Here is a 24918-nt window from a genome sequence, read left to right as displayed (position 1 = left end):
AAAACCCGAGGCTTGTCCTCGGGCAACTTCCATGACTTTGAAATGCAGGGATGCACAATGAGTACAGCCGATTCAACGACCACACCACAAACCCCCTCCCACCAGAACGTCATCGACGCACTGATCACTCAACTCAGCATCGGCCCCGACCTGACAGATGTTGCAGCGGTGGTGCTGCGCCAGTCTTTGCGAACACTGTATCCAGCGCTGGATCTCGATCCGAGTATCACCATGGTCGGTACGCCCTCATGGGAGATCTTCGACGATGAAATCGTTGCCGGCCCCATCCGCTACCAGGCGCTGACTGAAATTCTTGCCAATCTGACGGTGCATGCGGTTCCGGCCCTGTACATCGAGGGCGAGCATTTCCTGACCCAGCAGCCGATTGCCGAACCGGCGATTCATCTGCCGGTGCGAATCGATGAAATCGCGAAAATGATCAATCTGCTGGCGCCTGTGATGCTCAAGGCCTTTCAGGAACAACAGTTGGAGTTCTGGAACAAGGCCGAAGGCACCTCCGGCCCCCGCTGGCACGAACTTTCGAACATATTGCGCAATGTATGGAATGTCGATCGCGTCAACGGATGGAGTAACGATGACTGCAACATGGCACGCACCTTGTTCCGCACGCCGGAACTGGCAACAAGTGAGGTTGCCGGTCCGTATCAATGCAAAGCCTACCTGGTTGCTATCGACCTGATAACCGACGAGGAGACGATCCATTGGAACGAGGCGTCGATCGTGGTGCTGATCGGCAAACAGCAGAATCGCACGGTCATCCTCACTCATTCGCTGCTCAAGGGTTATGAAAAATTCGACACCCTGGAGGCGCTGGGTGCATCGCTGCCCGATCACGTCAAATCAGTACCTCACCAGCAAATTCAGTGGCGGTTGGTGGAGCCCGGCAGCAACGTCTTCGACTATCAGGCTTGCGCATTGATATCGGTCCAAATCGATATTATCGGCGCTCTTGATTTCGCCAGTCTCAGGCACACCCATCCGCACAAACCGCTCCTCGCTCCAGAATCCAGTGCCGCCAGCAAAACCGCAGGCCCAGGGCTGGAATGGTTTAAAGACGCACTGCCTGACTGGCTCGGATCGGCTTCCCTCCCGGACCTGAACAACTATTCCCGACACTTGAAGGACCTGGCGGTGCTGCACAGCCAGAACGCAGGCCAGTCCTATCTGGATGGCATCCCGCCTATCGAGCAGTACGCCATTGATGCCATGAAAGCCGAAATGGACAAAGACCATCCGGGTGTCGTACAGCCGGACCTGGCCGCCGTGGAGATTCGCGTCCGCAGCCTTGTCGTTTGGGGAACATTTGTCGTTCCGGGCAAGTTCGACATTTCCATTTTCAGCGCTGCCGATCTCGCCTTGCAGAACCTCATTGCCCTCCCGTCAGGTGACAAGTCCCTTCACACCACCGACGGTAAAACGCTCCCCGAATGGATGACCGTGGGGTATGTGGAAGGGCTCGTCAGCAAAGCGGACATCGGCAGCACCTACCCGGCCTTGATCAGGAACAAGTTGCTTGATGACCCGAAAGAGTCGATGCGTCGACAAGCGTTGTATGCCCAGCATTTGCGAATCCAGTTACCGTTGCTGGCCTTGCAATGCAAGATCCGCGAGCAGGCCGGGATCGACGCACGCGGGTACCGTTATGTCGCCGCCGCGATGGAGCCCGTGGTCGCTGATCGGATGGTCGAAGGTCAGGCCATCGTAATTCGTCCATTGGCTTTCGTTCCGAAACGCCGAGAAGACGACTCCCAGGATGTGGTCGCCAACATGTTTGTGATTGGCCCCCAGGACCCGACCGCCGGCCCATGCCTGTTGTATCGGCCCATGCTCGACCAGCCATTGACCCAATACCCTTCCCCCTCCAATTTGGTGTATGCCATACAGCAATCCGCCAGTCTGCGGGAGTCTGTGCTGGCGTGGTTACCGGACGATGTGCGTAGCGACTACGCCGCTTACGTTTTTCCGGGTTCCCTGCCATCGCCATGGGCGGCTATCAAGTTTCTGGTTGATAGCACAGCGCTCACGACCATGACCGGGCCAATCGCCCTGGGACAAAAAGCCCTGGAGGGTGATCTGTTCGCAGCCCTGTTCAAGGCCAACACGGATGCATTGGTTGAACTCGCCAATCGCCAATCGGTATCGAACGCCGAAAGCCGTTGGGCCAGTTTCAAACGGGCTGGCTGGTTAGTGTTCAACACCGTCCTGCCTTTTTTGGGACGCACCGTGGGCATCGGCGCCTGGATCTGGCAAGTCCTGGACCAGTTGCAAGCGTTGCATGACGCACACGAGCGGGACGACAAACAGGCGCAATGGGCCGCCTTCGCCGATGTATTGCTCAATCTGGGTATGGCGATCGCGCTGCATATCGCGACCCAGGGCCCATCGGGCAAACGCCTGGCGAACGATGAGCCGGTGATTGAACCGACCATCGACAAGACACCCGAAACAGTGAAGGTCAGTGTCAAACAACTGGTCGGTACCACCACCCATGAGGTATCCAGCTTCCAGCAAACCTTGAATATCAGTGGCGCGGTGAATCGAACGCCCGGCAGCTTGAGGACGGTACTGGACCGCTTAAAAATTAACCGGCCCGAGGGACTTGGCACCGCCCACACCGAGGAAGGAGCCCACAAGCATCTCTATGGACTCAACCGGAAATGGTACGCCCCCGTGGGACAGCGATGGTTCGAAGTCTCGGTGGATGACAGCGGCAACGTCGCCATCATCGACGCCAGCCAACCCTCGCGATGGGGTCCGGCCCTGATCAACAACGCGCGGGGTGAATGGTTTGTCGATACACGCCTGCGCCTGCGTGGTGGCGGATGGCCAAGTTTGTCCAGGTTGGCCCGCGCTCAAGCCACCATCGAAGCCAACGAAAGGCGTGTAAAGCTGACAGTCTTCGAAAGCCGTAAAGCAGCCATGCAAACGGAGTTGCAACAGGCCCATCAGGCGATGACCCGCGCCACTACCCAGACCGCTCAAGCCATGCGCCAACGGTATCTGCAAAAGCTGGAGTCCCAGCGAGCGGAATACGCAACAGCCCTGAATGATCTCAAATCACTGCAGATCTTCTCGCCCACTGCGGACTTTCAGCAGAAGTCGCTTCGCTACCTGAAAGCTCAACTGGAACTCATCCATGCCGGTATCCGGGAAACCCTCACCACCTTCACCCCCAAAGTACGAACTGTTTTGAAGCAAATCGAGCGTCAGGCTGAGAGCCCACAGGATCGTCATTTCGAAGACGCTCGGCAAATGAGTGAAATGAGTCAGGACATGATCACCCGTCTGGGGACTATCGAATCGGCGGCCGTGGAACTCAGGCGCTTTGAAAAGGAAGGGATGCATTTGATCCGGCAGACCAAACAACTTCTGCCTTCGTATACCGTCGATGATCTCAAGGCACTCCAGATAACAATCGCGCGCAACCTGTGCCTGCCCGAACATACCGTGGCTACGATGGCAGACGCGTGGTCCAGCCTGGACAAGATCGTCGATAACGCCGACATGGCCGTTCAAGTCTTGCGGGACACATTGGAAGAACACAGTGTCAATCGCCTCGACGAACGAATCGATACCCTCAACAACCTGATCGAACAATTCAATGTCATCGACGAACGCTTGATGGATTTCAACACTGTGAACGCCGAGGATGTCCTTGAAGCACCGGTCACACGCCTGCGCCAACAGCTCAATGGATTCAAGGACCGCGCCGCGCACAAGCTGGTCGTGGTACTCGAAGAAAGAGATGCGATACGCGCTCGCCCCTCCCTCCCTGTGCAACCGCCAAGGCCAAAAAGAAAATTCATCCGCACACGTTACAACGGGGTACTCATCGGTGAGCCGCGTCTTACCTCCCAAGGGTTGGAAACTGATCTGGTCGACATCACTTCACCGCTCACCGACAAGGTCATAGCAACCTTCCATCGCAAAGACTCGGATGTCTGGGTTAGACACGTGGATGTTGCCTCGACCGCAGAAGTAACGCCGGATCTGGTGAACAGTGTCGACCAAGGCCAGGCGCTGCTCGAAGGACTCCCTGCTTTCAATGCACGCATGGCCGAACTAACGAAACAACCGGGGCGCTCACCTTTCGGCATTGAGTACCTGTTTCACCAACATGCCCTGAAGCTGGAACAGGTCAGCAGCAGCATCGAGCAAGCGTTGACCGACAACAATGCCACCGAGAGCAGTACCACCCCGGCCGCACAAGTCAATAAAGCGCTCAAGGCCGCTTCGCAGAACCTCTACCAGCAAGCCACCCTCAATATGTTGAAGCTGATCAAGGAACAACCGCCCACCCTCTCGGGCATTGAGTGGCTGAAAGGCAAACAGGAGATAAGGATTGCGAAAACCATTAATCGACGTCGCCTCAAAGGGGGCACGACTCGATATCTGGATCAGTACACGATTCGTGATCAGAAAAGCGGGGAGGCTCTCTGGTACGCACATTTCCTGTATTCCACTTCGTGGGTGCCTGCCAGGGTCTTTCTCTACGGTCGTTTGAAAACCCCGAAGGAGCAAAGTCTGGGGCTGAGCGCAGATACCCCCAAAGGACTCAATGCTGCACAACAACTGGCCTACTACCGCAGCATGATTGGCCTTGAACAGGCTCAGGCGCTGTTTTTCAACGCGGGCTAAGAAAACAGAGGTTATGAACATCCGGCGACATCCAACGCCCTTGCCACCGTAAGGGCGCTGAGTCACGGCAACACGTAACCGAGAATGCGAACACTCAAAACTCCGTAGGAGCCGACTTACCGGGGATCAAGTCAACGCGGTGCATGAGCTTCGCCAGCAAGCCGACTCCTGGAATCGCCCATCCCGCCTGAACGGCTGGATTTAAGTCTTCACCGGAGAAATACCGAATTTTCCGTTCTTTAGCTCGGAGACCGGTGCTCCATTTCGTACCTTAATATCAAATTCCCCGGTGACCGGGGACTCATTAAATCTGACCGTTAGTGTTCCGTTTTCCGGACCATATGATTGAGAGTTGTGAATGCAATTAACCAACGCATAGGGGTGTGGTAAAACAATATCCTTTCCGAGATCGTCCTCGTGAACTCTTATGAAGACTCCCTCTGTTACCGGGTGTCCACCTGGATAACCGAAGAACATTAAAATACCACCACTGTTCAAATCTAAATATTGCGCCGGATAGGTTTTACTCACGCCATCTACGTCTACCGTAGCCTCTCCACTTTCTTTTGGAGCATCCGCGGGTTTATTGTCCAGCCAGGCTTGAATCTCCTTCATATCCATTTCGTTCACCTTTTAAAATTAATGAACAGCATGATCTGTAACGATCGAAAAACTAGCTCACAGTTAACGCAGGGTCAAATTTAAATCCGCAAATTAATTATTATTAAACCACTCTAAAAAAATCCGACGAAATACTAATTCCACCCATCTAAACTGATATTAATGACAGTGGGCAAACTCACTAACTATCTATAAATTTAAATGGCGAGCAGCCACACCTTTAATACTGTGCTATTTCAATCCGGCACAAAACTTGCCTTTCGTTACGTATATTTAGTAACCGGATGCTTACATGCTCCACTCCCACCTCACCACCCTCAACGCCGTCTCCCTGATCCTCAGCACCTTCAAGGCCGAGGGCCTGTCGAGCGAAGCGCTGCTTGCCGGCAGTGGCATCAGCGCGGCAGACCTCAGCCGGGCCGACACGCGCATCACGACCAACCAGGAGATGCAGGTCTGCGCCAATGCCGTTGCCCTCAAACGCGACATCGGCCTGGAGCTGGGGCGGCGCATGCACGTTTCGTCCTACGGCATGCTCGGTTACGCATTGCTCACCAGTGCCACCTTCGGTGACGCATTACGTTTGGCGATGCGTTATCCGGCACTGCTGGGAACACTGTTCGAACTGAGTCTGGAAGACGACGGCGAGCGCGTCTGGTTCGTCGCCGCCGATTACCGGGAGAACCCGGCGCTGGCGGTGTTCAATGCCGAGTTCTGCCTGGTCTCGCTGAAAGTCATCTGCGACGACCTTCTCGGTCACCCGCTGCCGCTGTTGGCCGCACGCTTCGAACATGCCGCACCCGATTATGAGACGACTTACGCCGAGCACTTTGATTGCCCGCTGCACTTCGGTGCGCGGGACAACGCCTTTGCCTTCGACCAACAGTGGCTGGACCAGCCCTTGCCCCTGGCGGATGTCATCACCCATCAGGCCATGGCTGAACGCTGCCGCAAGCAGAACACCGAGTTCACAGGGCGCCAGGCATGGCTGGGGCGGATTCGCCAGCTGCTCAGTGCGCAATTGAACGCGGCACCGGGGCTTGAAGGGCTGGCCGAACAGATGAACTGTTCCGCGCGGACCTTGCGCCGACATCTCAAGGACATGGGGTGCAGCTATCAGGAGTTGCTCGACGAACTTCGCTTCGAACAGGCCAAGCAAATGCTTTGCGAGGATCAACTGCCGATCTACCGGATTGCCGAAGCACTGGGTTTCAGCGAAACCGCGAGTTTCCGTCATGCGTTTGTGCGCTGGAGCGGCGTGGCGCCGAGCCAGTTCCGGCCGCACTAACCTCCCACAGGACACGCATTCCACGCCCAAGGTCGGTGCACCATCGCATCATCAGGGGGCGAATTTCGGTCAAGTATTTTGGCCATATCGATCCCCTTTTGGCCTTTCCTGCCGTTTTCCAAAACGGCCGGCCCCGCAAGACTGTGTTCAACCGAATCAGCCTGCGGAGAACAAGAAATGCTGACGATCTACTCGGATGATCACCACCTGCACCACGGCCGTTGTGAATTGATCGACGGGCAACTCAAACCCTGCTTCGAGATGCCGTCGCGTGCCGACCACGTGCTGGCACGGGTGCAAAACCAGAACCTCGGCCCTGTAGAAGGACCGAAGGATTTCGGCCTCGATCCGATCGCGCGCGTCCACAGCCGCGACTACCTCGATTTCTTCAAAGGCGCCTGGGCTCGTTGGACCGAATTCAAAACCGACGGCGACTTGCTGCCTTACACCTGGCCGGCGCGTACCTTGCGCCGCATCAAGCCCACCAGCCTGCACGGCGAACTCGGTTACTACAGTTTCGACGGCGGCGCCCCGATCACCGCCGGCACCTGGCAAGCGGCATACAGCGCGGCGCAAGTAGCGCTGACCGCACAAGCGGAAATCCAGCGCGGCGCCCGCAGTGCCTTTGCCCTGTGCCGTCCACCGGGACACCACGCCGCCGGCGATTTGATGGGGGGTTATTGCTACCTCAACAACGCCGCCATCGCCGCCCAGGCATTCCTCGATCAGGGCCACAAAAAAGTCGCGATCCTCGATGTCGACTACCACCACGGCAACGGCACCCAATCGATTTTCTACGAGCGCAATGACGTCTTGTTCACCTCGATCCACGGTCACCCGGAAGCCGAATTCCCCTTCTTCCTTGGCTATGAAGACGAGCTGGGCGAAGGCGAAGGTGAAGGCTTCAACTTCAACTATCCGCTGGCGGCAGGTTCGGGCTGGGATGTGTGGAGCGCAGCACTGGAACAGGCCTGCAAGGAGATCGAAAACTACGGCGCCGATATCATCGTCGTGTCCCTGGGCGTCGACACCTTCAAGGATGATCCGATCTCACAATTCAAACTCGACAGCCCGGACTATCTGGCCATGGGCAAGCGCATTGCCGGTCTCGGCAAGCCAACATTGTTCGTGATGGAAGGCGGCTACGCCGTTGAAGAAATCGGCATCAATGCCGTGAACGTTCTCGAAGGTTTTGAAAGCGCCCAGGGGAAATAACAACAATGAACAGACTCAAGCGTTTTATCGCGCCAGCGCTCTGCTCCACGGTGATAGGCGCCGCGCTGCTCAGTGGCGCCGCCCATGCCGAAGAGCGAACGTTGCGCGTTTACAACTGGTTCGACTACATCACCCCCAAGGCCCTGGAAGATTTCAAGGCGCAGAACACCCAGACCAAACTGGTCTACGACATCTTCGATACCAACGAAGCCCTCGAAGCCAAGCTGCTGACCGGCAACTCCGGCTATGACGTGGTGGTGCCGTCCAACGTGTTCCTCGCCAAACAGATTGAAGCCGGTGTGTTCCAGCCGCTGGACCGCAGCAAATTGCCGAACTGGAATCATCTCGATCCCAAGCTGATGAAGCTGATCGAAGCCAACGATCCGGGCAACAAATTCGCCGTGCCCTACATGTACGGCACCATCCTGATCGGCTTCAATCCGGACAAGGTCAAGGCGGCGCTGGGTGACAGTGCACCGGTGGATAGCTGGGACCTGATCTTCAAGGAAGAAAACATCAGCAAGCTCAAGCAATGCGGTGTCGCCCTGCTCGATTCGCCATCGGAGATCCTGCCCCTGGCGCTGCAACATCTGGGCCTGGACCCCAACAGCAAAAAGCCTGCGGACTACGACAAGGCTGAAGCGCTGTTGATGAAGATCCGCCCGTACGTCACCTACTTCCACTCGTCCAAGTACATGGCCGATATCGCTAATGGCGACATCTGCGTCGCGGTCGGCTATTCCGGCAGCTTCTCCCAGGCCGCCAACCGCGCCAAGGAAGCCAAAAACGGCGTGACCGTCGACATGCGTCTGCCCAAGGAAGGCGCACCGATCTGGTTCGACATGCTGGCCATTCCGAAGGGCGCGAAGAACCCAGAGGACGCCTACACCTTCATCAATTACTTGCTGCAACCCCAAGTGATCGCGCCGGTCAGCGACTTTGTCGGCTACCCGAACCCGAACAAGGACGCCACCGAGCTGGTCGACCCGGCGATCCGCAACAACCCGAACCTGTACCCCACCGAAACGGCGATGAGTACGCTCTACACCTTGCAACCGCTGCCGCGCGATGCCGAACGCGCACGCACCCGGGCCTGGACCAAGATCAAATCAGGGACTTGATAACAAGCACTGTTGCACTGACGATCACCCCTTGTGGGAGCGAGCCTGCTCGCGAAAGGGTCGGTACATCCGCCAGATCCGCTGTGGTTGGAATACCGTCTTCGCGAGCAGGCTCGCCCCCTCAGGAGTTACGCTTTAGTGAGCCCACGCCGAACGCAACCGCACCAATGCCGCCTGAATGTCGGCTTCCGGCACAGCCGCGAACCCCAACACCAGACCGGCACGCTCATCTGCTGGCCGGATCGAATCCGGTAGCCAATAGCTGCTCAACGCATTGATCTCAACCCCCACCGTCTCGGCTTGCGCCACCAACTCACGTTCGCGAGCCACGCTCTCGACCGAAACCGTCATATGCAGCCCGGCTGCCACACTGGGCAGACTGCCCACGCCGGGGATATCTTTTAGCCAATTCGCCAGAAGGGTATTGCGACGACTCAGAGCAGCCCGACGCATGCGGCGGATGTGCCGCTGAAAATGCCCTGCAGCCATGAACTCGGCCATCACCGCTTGCGTGCTGACTTCCGAGTGCCGGACATCCACCGCCCGACGTTGCGAAAACGCTTCCACCAACCCCGGCGGCAACACCAGGTAACCCAGGCGTAATGCCGGAAAAGCAACCTTGCCAAAGGTCCCGACGTACAAAACCCGCCCCTGTCGATCAAGCGCCGCCAAGGGTGCCAATGGCGCGCCGCTGTAGCGATACTCGCCATCGTAGTCGTCCTCGACGATCCAGCCTTGGGTGCGTTCAGCCCAGGCCAGTAACTCCAGACGTCGCGCCAGGCTCATGACCACACCGGTCGGGTACTGGTGCGAAGGTGTGACATAGGCCAGACGACAGTCGCTCAGCACTGACAATTCAGCGCAATCGATGCCCTCGCTGTCCACCGCCACTCCGTACAGACGCGCCCCGGCCACGGCGAAGGCATGACCGGCGGCTCGATACCCCGGATTTTCAATGGCCACCCCATCGCCGGGCTCCACCAGCAACTGTGCACAAAGGCTGATTCCCTGTTGCGCGCCACTGGTGATCACAATTTGCTCAGCTGTGCACTGCATGCCGCGGGAACTGCGCAAGTAGGCCGCAATCATGCCCCGTAAACGCGCATCGCCGGCCGGGTCGCCATAACATAGCTGTTGTAAATCCGGTTTGCGCCAGAAAGCCGCGTTCAGCTTGGCCCACACCTCAAAAGGAAACAGATCGAACGCTGGAACACCTACGCGAAATGCGCGAGGCGGACCGCTCGGTGGCACTGGTAAATGGTTCTTTTCAACACGTCGCAAAGCACCGCTGTGGATAACTTTACTGGATGAAACCACAGGCAAATCCAGCCATTTTGTGGATAAGGCTGTGGGTAAGCCTGTTGACAACCCTGTGGATACTTTTGTGGATAGTTTTTTCCCGGGCATCGTGCTTTGCGGCAACTGTGCGACATAAGTCCCGTCACCGACCCGCCCCTCGATAAAGCCTTCGGCATACAGCTGATCGTAGGCACGCACCACGCTGTTGCGCGAAATCGACAGCGCTGCGGCCAGATCCCTACTGGCCGGCAATCGCGTGCCGCTGGCCAGTCGACCGTCGAGTACGCGTAAACGCAATGCCTGATAGAGCTGACGGCTCAGGCCCTGGCGGCGATCGAGGTCGATGCCGGCCGGGTTGAACGACAGGGACAGCGGCTCGCTATTCATGTTAATGGACCTATGAAATTGGTCATTAATGGCTCTTACAACAGACCAATAGCGTGCCTAGGATGCAGGCATTCGCCAAGGAAAATTTCACCATGTACACGCCCCGCGCTTTTGCCATCGATGAGTTGTCCCAACTGCACGAACTGATCCTGGCCACCCGCCTCGCCATATTGGTGACCCACGGCGAACACGGTTTGCAGGCCAGTCACGTGCCCGTGCTACTCCATCGTGAACAGGGCCCGAACGGTACGCTGTACGGGCATCTGGCCAAGGCCAATCCGCAATGGAAAGACCTGCGCGACGGCGCCGAAGCCCTGCTGATTTTTTCCGGTGCCGATGCCTACGTCAGCCCGGGCTTTTATCCAAGCAAGGCCGAACACGGCAAAGTCGTCCCGACCTGGAACTACGTCGCCGTACACGCCTATGGCCGCGCCGAAACATTCAGCGATGGCGGACGGCTGCTCGACATCGTCAGCACCCTGACCGATCGCCATGAGAGCGGCCGTGCCCAGCCCTGGAAAGTCGCCGATGCGCCCGCCGATTACATCGACGGCATGCTCAAGGCCATCGTCGGTTTCGCCGTGCCGATCGAACGCCTGGAGGGCAAGCGCAAGCTCAGTCAGAACCGTAGCACCGCAGACATCGCCGGTGTGCGCGAAGGGTTGGCCGCCAGCCCTGACGTGCACGATCAGGCCCTCGCCCACTTGATGCGTTAAGGAATGAACATGACTCAGATCGAGATTCGCCCGGTCAGCGCCGACGACCACGCCGCCTGGCTGCCGCTGTGGCAAGCCTACCTGCGCTTCTACAACACCGAACTGCCCGAAGCAGTCACCCAAAGCACCTGGCAGCGCCTGCTCGACCCGAGCGAACCGACCCACGCCGCCCTCGCCCGGGCTGACGGCAAAGCGGTGGGCATGGTGCATTTCATCTACCATCGTTCGAACTGGAGCATCGAAAACTCCTGCTACCTGCAAGACCTGTTGGTAGAACCGCAAACCCGCGGCACCGGCGTCGGTCGCCTGCTGATCGAACACGTCTACGCTACCGCCAAGGCCGACGGTTGCTGCAAAGTGCACTGGCTGACTCACGAAACCAACGCCACCGCGATCCAGCTCTACGAGCGCATCGCCGAACGCCCCGGTTTCATCCAGTTTCGCAAAGCCATTTAAGGTTCAAGGAGAACAGCATGTCGACTTCACTCGCGGACTGGAAAGGCGTCCCGGCGCCAACAGTTCAAACCATCGAGGGGCGTTTCATCCGCCTGGAAAAACTCGACCCGGCGCGCCATGGCGATGCCTTGTTCAAAGCCCTGCAAGGTCCGGGTGCTGATCCGAAGCTTTGGGACTATTTGCCTTACGGCCCCTTCCCCGAGCGCAGCGCTTTCAATGATTGGCTGAACAACCACGCCGCCCACAGCGACCCGTATTTCTTCAGCGTGATCGACCGCGCCAGCGGCGACGTGCAAGGCATCCTCAGCCTGATGTCCATCGTCCCGGCCCAGGGCCGCATCGAAATCGGCCACGTCACCTTCGGCGCCCCCATGCAGCGCTCGCCGAAAAGCACCGAGGCGATTTACCTGCTAGCCAAGGAATCCTTCACCCTCGGCTACCGGCGCCTGGAGTGGAAGTGCAACAACGGCAACGTCCGTTCCAAATACGCAGCCGAGCGTCTGGGTTTCAGTTTTGAAGGGGTGTTTCGCCAGCACATGGTGGTCAAGGGGCAAAACCGGGATACGGCGTGGTATTCGATTCTGGACTCGGAATGGCCGGCGATTGCGGCGGGGTTCGAGCAGTGGTTGAGCGATGAAAACCAGACGGATTCTGGGCAACTGAAAACGCTTGCCGAGTGCCGCGGCTGATTATCTGCATCTGGACTGTACGCCTTCGCGGGCAAGCCCGCTCCCACATTGATCCGGTGTTTCTTCAGTGCAAAAAAAGGGGAGCACATGCCCCCCCGAGGTTTAAAGCGTTGTATCGAGGCTGTTAACTCAGCCTTCGATCTCGATCAGGATTTCGCCCGGGTTCACCCGGTCGCCCTTGGCCACGTGAATGGCGGTGACTTTACCGGCGATGGCAGCCTGGACTTCGGTTTCCATCTTCATCGCTTCGGTGATCAGCACCGCTTGGCCCGCCTTGACGGTGTCGCCTTCCTTGACCAGCACATCGACGATGTTGCCCGGCATGGTGGTGCTGACGTGGCCCGGTGCAGTGGCTTGTTTGCGCTTGCTGCTGCCACCGCTGACGAATTCGTTGAGCGGTTCGAACACAACTTCTTCCGGCATGCCATCGATGGACAGGTAGAAGTGACGCTTGCCTTCAGCCTTGACGCCGACACCGGTGATGTCAACGCGATAGGTTTCACCGTGAACGTCGATGACGAATTCGGTCGGCACGCCTTCACCGCCGGCCGAGGCAACACCGCCGGCTTCAGGAATCGGCAACAACACTTCCGGTGTCAGGGTGCCGGCGGCACGCTCTTCGAGGAACTTGCGGCCGATGTCCGGGAACATGGCAAAGGTCAGCACGTCTTCTTCAGACTTGGCCAAGGCACCGATATCGGCACGCAGCTTGGCCATTTCCGGCTTGAGCAGGTCGGCCGGGCGAACGTCGATCACCTCTTCGCTGCCAATGGCCTGGCGACGCAGTTTCTCGTTCACGGCGCCTGGCGCCTTGCCGTAACCGCCTTGCAGATACAGCTTCACTTCGTTGGTGATGGTCTTGTAGCGCTCGCCGGCCAGCACGTTGAAGAACGCCTGGGTGCCGACAATCTGCGAGGTCGGGGTCACCAGCGGCGGAAAGCCGAGGTCTTCGCGAACACGCGGGATCTCTGCCAACACTTCGCTCATGCGATTAAGGGCGCCCTGCTCTTTGAGCTGGTTGGCCAGGTTGGAGATCATGCCACCCGGAACCTGATTGACCTGTACGCGGGTATCGACTGCGGTGAATTCGCTTTCGAACTGGTGATACTTCTTGCGCACGGCGTAGAAATACAGGCCGATTTCCTGCAGCAGCTCCAGGTTCAGACCGGTGTCGTACTCGCTGCCTTTAAGGGCGGCGACCATCGACTCGGTACCCGGGTGGCTGGTGCCGGAGGCGAAGCTGGAGATCGCGGTGTCGATGTGGTCGGCACCGTTTTCGATGGCCTTGAGCTGGCACATCGTGGCCAGGCCGGCCGTGTCATGGGAGTGGATGAACACAGGCAGCGACTGCTCGGCTTTCAACGCCCTGACCAGTTCGCCGGTGGCGTATGGGGTCAGCAAACCGGCCATGTCCTTGATCGCCACCGAGTCACAACCCATGGCTTCCATTTGCTTGGCTTGTGCCACGAACGCATCAATGGTGTGCACCGGGCTGGTGGTGTAGGCGATGGTGCCCTGGGCATGCTTGCCCGCCGCTTTCACCGCTTCGATGGCCACGCGCAGGTTACGCACGTCGTTCATGGCGTCGAAGATGCGGAACACGTCGATGCCGTTGACCGCTGCCTTGGCGACGAAAGCCTTGACCACGTCGTCGCTGTAGTGGCGGTAGCCCAGCAGGTTCTGGCCGCGCAAGAGCATTTGCAGACGGGTGTTAGGCAATGCCGCGCGCAGCTGGCGCAGACGCTCCCACGGGTCTTCCTTCAGGAAGCGCACGCAGGCGTCGAACGTGGCGCCGCCCCAGCATTCCAGCGACCAGTAGCCGACTTTGTCGAGCTTGTCGCAGATCGGCAGCATGTCTTCGGTGCGCATGCGGGTCGCGAGCAGCGATTGGTGGGCGTCGCGCAGGATGGTGTCGGTTACGTGAATCTTCTTGGACATTGTTTTATTCCTCACAGGCCTGCGTGGGCGGCGATGGCGGCGGCGATGGCCAGGGCCAGCTCTTCGGGTTTGCGCTTGATCGAGTAGTTGGTCAGTTCAGGGTGGCTTTCAACGAAGCTGGTGTTGAACTGGCCGCTACGGAATTCCGGATTGCGCAGGATTTCCTGATAGTAGGCGGCGGTGGTCTTGACCCCTTGCAGACGCATGTCGTCGAGGGCGCGCAAACCACGGTCCATCGCCTCTTCCCAGGTCAGCGCCCACACCACCAGTTTCAGGCACATGGAATCGTAGAACGGCGGAATGGTGTAACCGGTGTAGATCGCCGTATCGGTACGTACGCCGGGACCGCCGGGTGCGTAGTAACGAGTGATCTTGCCGAAGCTCGGCAGGAAGTTGTTTTTCGGGTCTTCGGCGTTGATCCGGAATTGCAGGGCGAAACCACGGTGGTGGATGTCTTCCTGCTTCACCGAAAGCGGCAGGCCGGAAGCAATGCGGATCTGCTCGCGGACAATGTCGATACCGGTGATTTCTTCGGTGATGGTGTGTTCCACCTGCACCCGGGTGTTCATCTCCATGAAGTACACCTCGCCCTCGGCGAGCAGGAACTCCACGGTACCGGCGTTCTCGTAACCCACGGCTTTGGCGGCACGTACCGACAGGTCGCCGATGTAGGCGCGCTGCTCAGGGGTCAGCTGCGGGCTCGGGGCAATCTCGATCAGCTTCTGGTTGCGGCGCTGGATCGAGCAATCACGCTCGAACAGATGCACCACGTTGCCAAAGCTGTCGCCGAGGATCTGCGCTTCGATATGTTTCGGATTGACGATGCATTTTTCCAGGAACACTTCCGCAGAACCGAAGGCCTTGGTGGCTTCGGAGATGACCCGCGGGAAAGCCTGTTCGAGCTCTTCGCGGCTGTTGCAGCGACGGATACCGCGGCCGCCACCACCGGACGTGGCCTTGAGCATCACCGGATAACCGATGCGATCGCCTTCGCTCAGGGCTTCTTCGATCCCCGAGACGTTGCCTTCGGTGCCCGGAGTGACCGGCACACCGGCCTTGATCATGCTGCGGCGGGCTTCGGTCTTGTCGCCCATACGGCGAATGACTTCAGCCGATGGACCGATGAACTTGATACCGCGCTCGGCGCAGATGTCCGCCAATTCGGCGTTTTCCGAAAGGAAACCGTAGCCAGGATGCAACGCATCGCAACCGGTCTCCACGGCCAGGTTCACCAGCTTGCGCGGGTTCAGGTAACCCGCCAGGGGCTCGGCACCAATACTGTGGGCCTCGTCCGCACGCTTCACATGCAGGGCATGGCGGTCGGCGTCGGAATAGATCGCGACCGAGCGGATGCCCATTTCGGCGCAGGCACGCACGATTCGTACGGCAATCTCACCACGGTTGGCGATCAGGATCTTTGTTATCACTTGGAAATTCCCTTGAGCCGGTGGTACCCACGACCTGCTAGACCAGGTCGACGCGTGACCAAATGTTTCAATTTGGTCGCAGGACCACACTAGCGCTCACAAGGGATTAACAAAAATGAATAATAATTGGGTCATGCATAAGTAAAGACTTATAGTTGAAGCATCAGCCTGCGGCGAGAACACATAAAAATGCGTAAGTCCCTGATGCGTATGACATTGCGTCAATTGCAGATCTTCAACGAAGTCTGTGATCTGAGGTCCTACAGCCGCGCAGCCGACGAAATGTCGCTCACACAACCGGCCGTCAGCTTACAGATTCGTCAACTGGAGGAGCTGATTGGCCAACCTTTGTTCGATTACGTCGGCAAAAAACTCTACATGACGGAAGCGGCTGAAGCACTGCAACGCGCCAGCCGGGACATTTTCGGGCGCCTGGAAAACCTCGACATGCAGCTCTCCGACATGCAGGGCTCATTGCAGGGGCAGCTGAAATTGGCGGTGGAATCCAGCGCCAAGTACTTCGTCCCCCACCTGTTTGCCGCGTTCAAGCGTCAACATCCGGAGGTGAACCTGCAACTGACAGTAGTCAACCGCGGTCAAGTGATTCGACGCCTCTCCGATAACCGCGATGATCTGGTGATCATGTCCATGGTGCCGCAAGACATGGGGCTGGAGTTCATGCCGTTCCTCAACAACCCGATCGTTGCTGTCGCGCCGCCCGATCATCCGCTGTGCCACATGGGGCCGTTGCGCCTGCAGGATCTTGAACCTTACACACTGCTGCTGCGCGAACCCGGCTCCGGCACACGCCTTGCGTGCGAAGAGTATTTCAAGGAGAAGCGTGTGCACTTCAACCAGACACAGGAAGTGTCCTCAGCCGAAGCCCAGCGTGAATGTGTGTTGGCAGGCCTGGGCGTGGCACTGTTGACGCGCCACGCCCTGAACCTGGAACTGGTGACCGGCGGGTTGATCGAGTTGCCGGTCGAAGAACTGCCGCTGTACCGCAGTTGGTGCCTGGTGCAAGCCAAGGCCAAACGGTTGTCACCGGTGGCTCACGCATTCCTTGCGTTTGTGCGAAGTGAGCGGGTGCAGATCAGCGGCCTGGTTGAGCGTTTCGACGGGAAGCTGTCGAGGCCGCCTGCCAGTAATTGAGTTCGAACTCTTCCGGAAAATCGCCGATCTCGGCAAGAAGCTGACGGCGTTCGCAGCGATCTTCGATGGCGCGGCGAAACTCCATGCGGCGCTGATCTTCCTGCTGACGACGGGTTTTGACGGCGCTGTTGCGTTCTTCGTAGGGCTGGGCCATTTCGAGTCTCCCAAGGCGAGTACGGGAGCTTCAAGATAGGCGCGGGGGATGACGGTTTGGCGGCCTGGGCGTTACAGCCTGATGAATGTTGTGGTGAATTCAATGACGCCTTCGCGAGCAGGTTTAGTGGTGTGAACAGATTCCGTGCAGCACCGAAAAACCACTGTAGGGGCAAGCCTGCTCGCGAATGAAGGTCGGAACGACCCTCCGCCTTTTCAGATGATCAATCGTCCAGCGCTTTCACTGACTTGGGCGACAACCGCAAGCTGCGCAGGCTGCGCTTGACGCTCTTGAGGTGGTTGACCAGGCTCGGCCCGCGCGCCATGGCCACGCCCATTGCCAGCACGTCGATCACCACCAGGTGAGCGATCCGCGAGGTCAGCGGTGTGTAAATTTCGGTGTCCTCATGCACGTCGATTGCCAGGTTGACGGTCGACAGCTCGGCCAACGGCGTCTGGCTTGGGCACAGGGTGATCAACGAAGCACCGCTTTCGCGCACCAGGTTGGCGGTGATCAGCAGGTCCTTGGAACGCCCGGACTGGGAAATGCAGATCGCCACATCGGTCGGTTTCAGGGTCACCGCCGACATCGCTTGCATGTGCGGGTCGGAATACGCTGCCGCTGTCAGCAGCAAACGGAAAAACTTGTGCTGCGCATCTGCCGCTACCGCACCCGAGGCGCCAAAGCCATAGAACTCCACGCGCTGGGCCTGGGACATCAGCGTCACCGCTCGCTGCAACTCTACCGGATCGAGCTTCTCGCGAACCTCCATCAGGGTATGCAGGGTGGTGTCGAAGATTTTCAGGCTGTAGTCGGCGACCGAGTCATCTTCATGGATCGCGAACTGCCCGAAACTCGCGCCTGCCGCCAGGCTTTGGGCCAGCTTCAACTTCAGGTCCTGAAACCCGGAGCAACCGATGGCGCGGCAAAAACGCACGATGGTCGGCTCGCTGATACCGACGCTATGGGCCAGGTCGGCCATGGAGCTGTGCATCACGGCCGCGGGGTCAAGCAGCACGTGATCGGCGACCTTGAGCTCCGACTTGCGTAACAGGTGGCGAGACTGGGCGATGTGTTGCAGCAGATTCAAAGGGCTGGACTCTTTGTTATTGGCAGGTGCCGGGGATGTAGCACGCTTGTAGTTATACTACATGAATCGGCATTTTGCCTGCTCAATGCGTAACCAGATCCCTCGATTTCAGGTACTCGCGCCTCATGTAGCACTCAGTTTCGGTGTTCAAGCAGGTCATCCATGCGCGACCTGACCATGACAACCAATAAATATTCGCCGATCAAAGTACTACCCATAGTTATTACATTGACATTCACAAAAACATACAGCCTTACAAACCAGAACCACAAACATCTCCAATTCTCCATTTCAGATAGATATATTAATCCGGCAGGAAGCCACCTTAGTTAATTAAAGGAATTATTAAACATGAGTATTAAAACCAAAAACTGGACCGCACAAATCGACCGGATGCCGGGCAACCCGTCTTTCCGCGTCTATGGCACCGTAACCGTACCCCACAGCGGTGTCACACCCAAACTGGAATACATGAAACTGCAGGACAAGTCATTCAATGTGCGGCTGGAGCTGAAACTGGAAACATCCGACGAGCCATCCTTGCAAGTTGAAAGCGACAAGTTTGTCGAATACAAAGTAATGGGCGACACCAATGTCCCCAGCGTTAGCATCTTCTATAAAGGCGAGTTGCTGCACCGTATCGACAAAGTTCTGATTACCCACTAAGAAATACCAAAATCAAGCTGCCCGTCGACCTTCGCAAGGGGTCGACGGGACTTGCCCCTTCAATCCATGCCTTGTTCACGTAGTAGCGCTGCCAGCCCATCCGCCTCTATCGGCCGACTGATGAGATACCCTTGCACCTCATCGCAGTGTTCGCCCTTGAGGAATTCAAGCTGTTCCCGTCGCTCCACGCCTTCAGCCACGACTTTCAACGACAAGCCATGGGCCATGGCAATGATTGCCCGGGTGATCGCTGCATCCTCTGTGCCCTCCCCCAGGCCACGAATGAACGCTTGATCGATCTTCACGTAATCCACTGGAATGCGCTTGAGGTAGCTCAGGGATGAATAGCCAGTGCCGAAATCGTCGATCGCCAGCTTTACGCCCAGATCACGCAACTGCTGGAAGGTTGCGATGATGTGCTCGACGCTGTCGAGCAACTGACTTTCCGTGAGTTCCAGCTCAAGGTAGTGCGGCGCCAGCCCGGTCTCCTCCAGCACCTGTCGCACCAGGCTGACCAGTTTACCCTGGCGCAACTGATGGACCGACAAATTGACGGATACCCGAATCGGCTCAAGCCCCTGTCGCTGCCACTCGCAGGCCTGCCAGCAAGCCTGGCGCAACACGAATTCGCCAATAGGGCCGATCAAGCCGGTTTCTTCGGCCAGGCCGATGAAATCTCCCGGTGGCACGCGGCCCATGGTCGGGTGATCCCAACGCACCAACGCCTCGGCGGCATTCAGTTTGCCCGTGGCGAGGCACAGTTTCGGCTGGTAAAAAACCTTCAACTGCTTCTCTTCAACCGCTTTACGCAGTTGGTTTTCCAGCTGCAAGCGCTCCAGCGTGCTGGCTTGCAAGCTGTCAGTGTAGAACTGGAAGTTGTTGCCACCCAAATGCTTGGCATGTTGCATGGCCATGTTCGACTGGCTGACCAACGCGGAAATTTCCCGAGCATTATCCGGCAACAGACTGATGCCCATTGACGCGCTGAGCACCAGTTCATGCCCCTCGACCGTCACCGGCAAACGCAACTTGTTCGCCAAACGTGTGGCCACCCGCGCCAGGCTCGACAGGTTGCCATAGGAGTTGAACAGCACGGCAAACTCATCGCCGGACAAACGCGCGATGGTGTCCGCCTCAGGCAGCGCATTGACCAGTCGTCGGGCCATTTTCTGCAACAACTGGTCGGCGACCTCATGACCCAAACTGTCGTTGAGTTGCTTGAAGCGGTCCAGGTTGATGTGCAGTAACGCCAGGCTGCGATAACCGCCCTGACGCACACGCTGATGCGCCTCGCTGAGCCGTTCGCGGAACATCGAACGGTTGGCCAGGCCGGTGAGTTCGTCGTAATGGGTCAGGTAGCGCATCCGCTCTTCGGATTCTCGGCGAGCGGAGAGATCTGCGAAGAAGCCGACAATATGGCTAACTTTTCCCCGAGTATTGCGCACAGTATTCAATTGCAGCCATTGTGGGTACATCTCGCCGTTCTTGCGGGCTTCCACCAGTTCGCCCTGCCAGCTGCCGTGCTGCTCCAGTGCCTGATGAATCGCTGCGTAATGACGGCGAGCGTCGCGGCTGCATGGCAACTCGACGGCATTGCGCCCGAGCATGTCCTCGATCTCATAACCGGTTACACGACTGAAAGCCTGATTGACCGCGATCAGGGCGTAGTTGGGGTCGAAGATCATGATGCCTTCGCTGGCTGCCTCGAACACCGTCGCCGCCAATTGCTGCTGCTCTTCAAGTGCCTTGCTGACGCTGATGTCACGGCGAGTGCCCACCATGCGGATCACCCGGCCGTTTTCGGCCCGCTCGACCGCCCGCCCGCGATCCTCGATCCAGACCCAGTGACCGTCGCCATGGCGCACGCGGTATTCGATCTGATAATCCTCGGTTCGGCCCTTCAAATGCTCGACCAACGCCTTTCTCAGTGCCGGAAGATCCTCGGGATGCAGACGGGGCTTGAGGTGGCGCAACATCGCCGTCACGTATTCCGGCTCCAGGCCGAACAATTCCTGAATGTGCGTGTGATGGACTTCATCGGTTTGCAGGTTCCAGTCCCACAGTCCCAGCTCACTGGCCTTCAATGCCAGCGCCAGACGCGCTTCACTCTTGCTCAATGCCTGGTTGGCGGCGTCCAGTTCCAGGCTGCGCTGAGCCACGCGAGTTTCCAGACCGGCCTGGATTTCACGCAATTCGTCTTCGGCACGCCGACGCTGGTCGATTTCCTTGGCCAGCTCTTTATTGAGCTGATCGCTGCAGTTTTGCGCTTGCTGCAAATGCTCGATCAGCGCCTGATTCTGGAAACGTCGCAACAGGCCGCTATCGATCAGCCGATTGACCTGCCAGGCGACCACGCTCAATGCACCGAGCAAAATCAGACCAAACCAGCCCCAGCCCTGCTCCTGCCCCCAAAACATGTAGGCGATGGCCGGCAATAAACAGGGCAAGGTGAACGACAGAAAAGCCGGCAGGCTGACGGCGTAGGCAACGCTGGCTGAAAGGGCCGCCGCGCCGATCAGGCCGAAAACCCAGGCTTGCTGGATGAAATTGTCAGCGGGAACCAGAGCGATACCCGCGCCGGCCAGCGTCAGGCCGGTGAGCCCCGAACCCAGTAAAAACATGCGTCGCCAGATCGGATGGGCCTGGCGGTTGGGAATAGCCGAATCGAAGGCGGCCACCTGAATTACCCGCAACGCCACCAACGACAGCAACCACACCAGCCAGACCGTGACCAGGAAGTAGCGCTGCGGGCTCCAGAGCAAACCGGCGCAGACCAGACCATTGGTCAACATGAACAGAGTGGGCAGCAAAGAGCCCTGATACAGCAGACGCGTGCGTTCGACCGCCATTTCCATGGCGTATTGCTTTCGGATAACCCGGGGCTCCACGGAGGGGCCCGACAGATCGGAGCTGAGGGTCATAGGCAATGTTCTTGTTCTTATAATGATGAGCATGAGCCCGAAACATCGACGGAGCATACACAAGGCAGTGCCCGGACCAAACTGCTACAGATCAAAAAACAGACAAAAGCACCGGCCGCCCGACTCGACCTCGAAGCCGCCAGAGTAGAGCGGCCAACGCTTATAGCCGATGACTGACCGGTCGTCCCGCGCGAATCTTTTATCGGCTAAAGCAAAGCGGGGTTTGCCCGGTGTGTCGCCGCCCCCTAGAATGCCCCGATGCGCGATGATCTCTCCCTTCTGCTGAACTCCCTCAACGATGCCCAACGCCAGGCCGTAGCGGCCCCCGTGGGTCGTCAGTTGGTCCTGGCCGGTGCTGGTTCCGGTAAAACCCGAGTGCTGGTGCACCGTATCGCTTGGTTGATCCAGGTCGAAAACGCGTCTCCCCACTCCATCCTGTCGGTGACGTTCACCAACAAGGCAGCTGCCGAGATGCGCCAACGCATCGAACAGCTGATGGGCATCAACCCGGCCGGCATGTGGGTCGGCACCTTCCACGGCTTGGCGCACCGCTTGTTGCGGGCGCATTGGCAGGAAGCCGGGCTGAGCCAGACCTTCCAGATTCTCGACAGCGACGACCAGCAGCGGCTGGTCAAGCGGGTAATCCGCGAGCTCGGTCTGGATGAGCAACGCTGGCCGGCCCGCCAGGCCCAATGGTTCATCAACGGGCAGAAAGACGAAGGTCTGCGCCCGCAGCACATTCAAGCCAGCGGCGATCTGTTCCTGGCGACCATGCGCAGCATCTACGAGGCCTATGAGGCCGCGTGCCTGCGCGCCGGCGTTATCGACTTCTCCGAACTGCTGCTGCGTGCCCTCGACCTGTGGCGCGACCATCCGGGGCTGCTGGCGCATTATCAGAAGCGTTTCCGGCACATTCTGGTGGACGAGTTCCAGGATACCAACGCCGTGCAGTACGCCTGGTTACGCCTGCTGGCCAAGGGTGGCGACAGCCTGATGGTGGTCGGTGACGACGATCAGTCGATTTACGGCTGGCGTGGGGCAAAAATCGAGAACATCTACCAGTATTCCGAAGACTTTCCCGACGCCGTGACCATTCGACTGGAGCAGAACTATCGCTCTACCGCCGGCATTCTGAAGGCCGCCAACGCCCTGATCGCCAACAACACCGGGCGCCTGGGTAAGGAGCTGTGGACCGATGGCGGCGAAGGCGAAGCGATCAACCTGTACGCCGCATTCAACGAACATGACGAAGCCCGCTACGTTGTCGAAACCATCGAAAGCGCGCTGAAAACCGGCCTGGCCCGTAGCGATATCGCGATTCTGTACCGATCCAACGCCCAATCGCGCGTTTTGGAAGAAGCCTTGTTACGTGAGCGAATTCCGTATCGCATCTATGGCGGACAGCGCTTCTTCGAACGGGCTGAAATCAAGAATGCCATGGCTTACCTGCGCTTGCTGGAAGGCCGAGGCAACGATGCCGCGCTGGAACGGGTGATCAACGTACCGGCCCGTGGCATCGGTGAGAAAACCGTCGAAGCGATTCGCGACCATGCACGCCACAGCGATGTGTCGATGTGGGAAGCGATGCGCCAACTGGTGGCCAACAAGGGCCTTACCGGTCGTGCCGCCAGCGCACTGGGCGCGTTTATCGAGCTGATCGAAAACCTCGCTGCCAAGTGCATGGACATGCCGCTGCACCTGATGACCCAGACCGTCATCGAGCAGTCGGGGCTTATCGCTTACCACGAAGCGGAAAAAGGCGAGAAAGGCCAGGCTCGAGTAGAAAACCTTGAGGAACTGGTCAGCGCCGCGCGCAACTTCGAAAACAGTGAAGAAGACGAGGATCTGACGCCACTGGCCGCGTTCCTTGGTCACGCATCGCTGGAGGCCGGGGACACCCAGGCCGACGAGCACGAAGACAGCATTCAGCTGATGACCCTGCACAGCGCCAAGGGCCTGGAATTCCCCTACGTGTTCCTGGTGGGCATGGAAGAAGGCCTTTTCCCGCACAAGATGAGCCTGGAAGAACCCGGTCGCCTTGAAGAAGAACGTCGTCTGGCTTATGTCGGTGTGACCCGCGCCATGCATAACCTGGTGATGACCTATGCTGAAACCCGACGTCTGTATGGTAGCGAAACCTACAACAAGGTCTCGCGTTTCGTACGTGAAGTGCCAAAAGGCCTGATCCAGGAAGTGCGGCTTTCCAACAGCGTCAGCCGTCCGTTCGGCGGTGGCCAGCAGCAAAGTACCAGTAGCCTGTTCGGCGGCAGCGAAATCCCGCAGACCGGTTTCAGTCTCGGCCAGGCGGTACGGCATTCGGTGTTCGGTGACGGCGTGATCCTGAACTTCGAAGGCGCCGGCGCACAGGCGCGGGTTCAGGTGAACTTCAGCGAAGGCAGCAAGTGGTTGATGCTGGGGTATGCCAAGCTGGAAGCGATCTAAAGATCGCTTAAGGACCAATGTGGGAGCGGGCTTGCTCGCAAATGCGGTGGATCAGGCACCATCAATGTCGACTAACCTGACGCTTTCGCGAGCAAGCCCGCTCCCACAGGGTTATGCGTTGGCTGAACTGAAAGGAAAAAGTCATGGGCTCAGGCTTCTTTTCTTCCTGGACATTCTGGGCCTCGTTATCGGCTGTCTTTGCGGCGTTGACCGCCATTTTCGCGAAGATCGGTGTCGAAAACGTCAACGCTGACTTCGCCACGCTACTGCGAACGGTAGTGGTCCTGGTCAGTCTGGCCTTGATTTTGTACGCCACGGGCCAATATCAAGCATTAGGATCGATATCTTCCAAAAGTTACCTGTTCCTGCTGTTGTCTGGCCTGGCTACCGGTGCCTCGTGGATTTGCTACTTCCGCGCATTGAAAGTCGGTCCTGCGTCCCTGGTCGCTCCAGTGGACAAACTCAGTGTGGTTCTGGTGGCCGTACTCGGCGTGATCCTGCTGGGTGAAAAACTCGACCTGCGCCAATTGGGCGGAATCGGACTGATCACGGCAGGGGTTGTGATGTTGGCGCTACGACGTTAGGCATCTGTCCTACAAAACTTATCCACTCATCCTACAGACCAAAGTTAACAAGCCTTATTGCGCTGACTGAAGCTGAACCGAACCTGTCAGGCA

The 24918-nt window shown here is 58.2% G+C and carries 18 protein-coding genes; 11 read left to right on the top strand and 7 right to left on the bottom strand.

Translation table 11 applies throughout. The features are described from left to right. Positions 1 to 57: 57 nt before the first annotated feature. Complete coding sequence (locus FFS64_RS18485) at positions 58 to 4659, top strand: dermonecrotic toxin domain-containing protein (protein WP_137806596.1); 4602 nt, start codon at positions 58 to 60, stop codon at positions 4657 to 4659. A gap of 201 nt (positions 4660 to 4860) precedes the next feature. Here FFS64_RS18485 and FFS64_RS18480 read toward each other — a convergent pair whose 3' ends face one another. Then, on the bottom strand, positions 4861 to 5280 hold the full coding sequence (locus FFS64_RS18480; protein ID WP_137806595.1) for a hypothetical protein: 420 nt from the start codon (positions 5278 to 5280) through the stop codon (positions 4861 to 4863). A 292-nt stretch (positions 5281 to 5572) separates the two neighbouring features. Between FFS64_RS18480 and FFS64_RS18475 the strand changes: the two genes are divergently transcribed. The 3 genes from FFS64_RS18475 (at position 5573) to FFS64_RS18465 (ending at position 8904) form a co-directional block, all read left to right on the top strand. Beyond that, positions 5573 to 6568, top strand: a complete 996-nt coding sequence (locus tag FFS64_RS18475) for an AraC family transcriptional regulator (RefSeq protein WP_137806594.1) — start codon at positions 5573 to 5575, stop codon at positions 6566 to 6568. A gap of 177 nt (positions 6569 to 6745) precedes the next feature. Continuing rightward, positions 6746 to 7783 (top strand): histone deacetylase family protein, encoded by a 1038-nt coding sequence (locus tag FFS64_RS18470; RefSeq protein ID WP_137806593.1) that lies wholly within the window; start codon positions 6746 to 6748, stop codon positions 7781 to 7783. Positions 7784 to 7788: 5 nt separating this feature from the next. Then, positions 7789 to 8904 (top strand): polyamine ABC transporter substrate-binding protein, encoded by a 1116-nt coding sequence (locus FFS64_RS18465; RefSeq protein WP_137806592.1) that lies wholly within the window; start codon positions 7789 to 7791, stop codon positions 8902 to 8904. A gap of 135 nt (positions 8905 to 9039) precedes the next feature. Here FFS64_RS18465 and FFS64_RS18460 read toward each other — a convergent pair whose 3' ends face one another. Next, positions 9040 to 10590: a PLP-dependent aminotransferase family protein gene (locus FFS64_RS18460; protein ID WP_137806591.1), complete on the bottom strand. Its 1551-nt coding sequence runs from the start codon at positions 10588 to 10590 to the stop codon at positions 9040 to 9042. Between the two features lie 92 nt (positions 10591 to 10682). Between FFS64_RS18460 and FFS64_RS18455 the strand changes: the two genes are divergently transcribed. From FFS64_RS18455 to FFS64_RS18445, 3 genes are read left to right on the top strand one after another with little or no spacing between them, the layout of a single operon-like run. Then, positions 10683 to 11306, top strand: a complete 624-nt coding sequence (locus FFS64_RS18455; protein ID WP_137806590.1) for an FMN-binding negative transcriptional regulator — start codon at positions 10683 to 10685, stop codon at positions 11304 to 11306. A 9-nt stretch (positions 11307 to 11315) separates the two neighbouring features. Continuing rightward, positions 11316 to 11762: a GNAT family N-acetyltransferase gene (locus FFS64_RS18450; RefSeq protein WP_137806589.1), complete on the top strand. Its 447-nt coding sequence runs from the start codon at positions 11316 to 11318 to the stop codon at positions 11760 to 11762. A 17-nt stretch (positions 11763 to 11779) separates the two neighbouring features. Further along, positions 11780 to 12451, top strand: a complete 672-nt coding sequence (locus tag FFS64_RS18445) for a GNAT family N-acetyltransferase (RefSeq protein ID WP_137806588.1) — start codon at positions 11780 to 11782, stop codon at positions 12449 to 12451. Positions 12452 to 12580: 129 nt separating this feature from the next. Here the strand turns inward: FFS64_RS18445 and oadA are convergent, their stop codons facing one another. Together oadA and FFS64_RS18435 are read right to left on the bottom strand one after the other, a co-directional pair. Continuing rightward, complete coding sequence (gene oadA / locus FFS64_RS18440; RefSeq protein WP_137806587.1) at positions 12581 to 14389, bottom strand: sodium-extruding oxaloacetate decarboxylase subunit alpha; 1809 nt, start codon at positions 14387 to 14389, stop codon at positions 12581 to 12583. 11 nt (positions 14390 to 14400) lie between these two features. Next, positions 14401 to 15816, bottom strand: coding sequence for an acetyl-CoA carboxylase biotin carboxylase subunit (locus FFS64_RS18435; protein ID WP_137806586.1), 1416 nt, complete (start codon positions 15814 to 15816; stop codon positions 14401 to 14403). A 189-nt stretch (positions 15817 to 16005) separates the two neighbouring features. Between FFS64_RS18435 and FFS64_RS18430 the strand changes: the two genes are divergently transcribed. Then, positions 16006 to 16968 carry a LysR family transcriptional regulator gene (locus FFS64_RS18430; protein ID WP_137806585.1) on the top strand — a complete coding sequence of 321 codons (963 nt, stop codon included), beginning with the start codon at positions 16006 to 16008 and terminating at the stop codon, positions 16966 to 16968. Here the strand turns inward: FFS64_RS18430 and FFS64_RS18425 are convergent. After that, positions 16910 to 17122, bottom strand: coding sequence for a PA3496 family putative envelope integrity protein (locus tag FFS64_RS18425; RefSeq protein WP_095194583.1), 213 nt, complete (start codon positions 17120 to 17122; stop codon positions 16910 to 16912). The genes FFS64_RS18430 and FFS64_RS18425 overlap by 59 nt on opposite strands. Positions 17123 to 17345: 223 nt before the next feature. Continuing rightward, positions 17346 to 18212, bottom strand: a complete 867-nt coding sequence (gene hexR, locus FFS64_RS18420) for a transcriptional regulator HexR (RefSeq protein ID WP_007927594.1) — start codon at positions 18210 to 18212, stop codon at positions 17346 to 17348. A 351-nt stretch (positions 18213 to 18563) separates the two neighbouring features. Here hexR and FFS64_RS18415 point away from each other — a divergent pair, with 351 nt between their 5' ends. Beyond that, positions 18564 to 18878, top strand: coding sequence for a hypothetical protein (locus FFS64_RS18415; RefSeq protein WP_137806584.1), 315 nt, complete (start codon positions 18564 to 18566; stop codon positions 18876 to 18878). A 59-nt stretch (positions 18879 to 18937) separates the two neighbouring features. Here FFS64_RS18415 and FFS64_RS18410 read toward each other — a convergent pair whose 3' ends face one another. Next, the gene (locus FFS64_RS18410) at positions 18938 to 21799 is read right to left on the bottom strand and encodes an EAL domain-containing protein (RefSeq protein ID WP_137806583.1); all 2862 of its coding nucleotides are present in this window, start codon (positions 21797 to 21799) and stop codon (positions 18938 to 18940) included. A 258-nt stretch (positions 21800 to 22057) separates the two neighbouring features. On the opposite strand from FFS64_RS18410, the gene uvrD reads away from it, so the two are divergent. Further along, the gene (gene uvrD, locus FFS64_RS18405; RefSeq protein WP_095194580.1) at positions 22058 to 24241 is read left to right on the top strand and encodes a DNA helicase II; all 2184 of its coding nucleotides are present in this window, start codon (positions 22058 to 22060) and stop codon (positions 24239 to 24241) included. Positions 24242 to 24384: 143 nt separating this feature from the next. Continuing rightward, positions 24385 to 24825, top strand: coding sequence for an EamA family transporter (locus FFS64_RS18395; protein WP_137806581.1), 441 nt, complete (start codon positions 24385 to 24387; stop codon positions 24823 to 24825). Positions 24826 to 24918 lie beyond the last annotated feature (93 nt).

Source organism: Pseudomonas sp. G(2018) (assembly GCF_005502415.1).
In the GTDB taxonomy this organism is placed as follows: Bacteria; Pseudomonadota; Gammaproteobacteria; order Pseudomonadales; family Pseudomonadaceae; genus Aquipseudomonas.
Note: the sequence above shows the minus strand (reverse complement) of the source record. Positions and strands in the feature narration are given on the sequence as shown.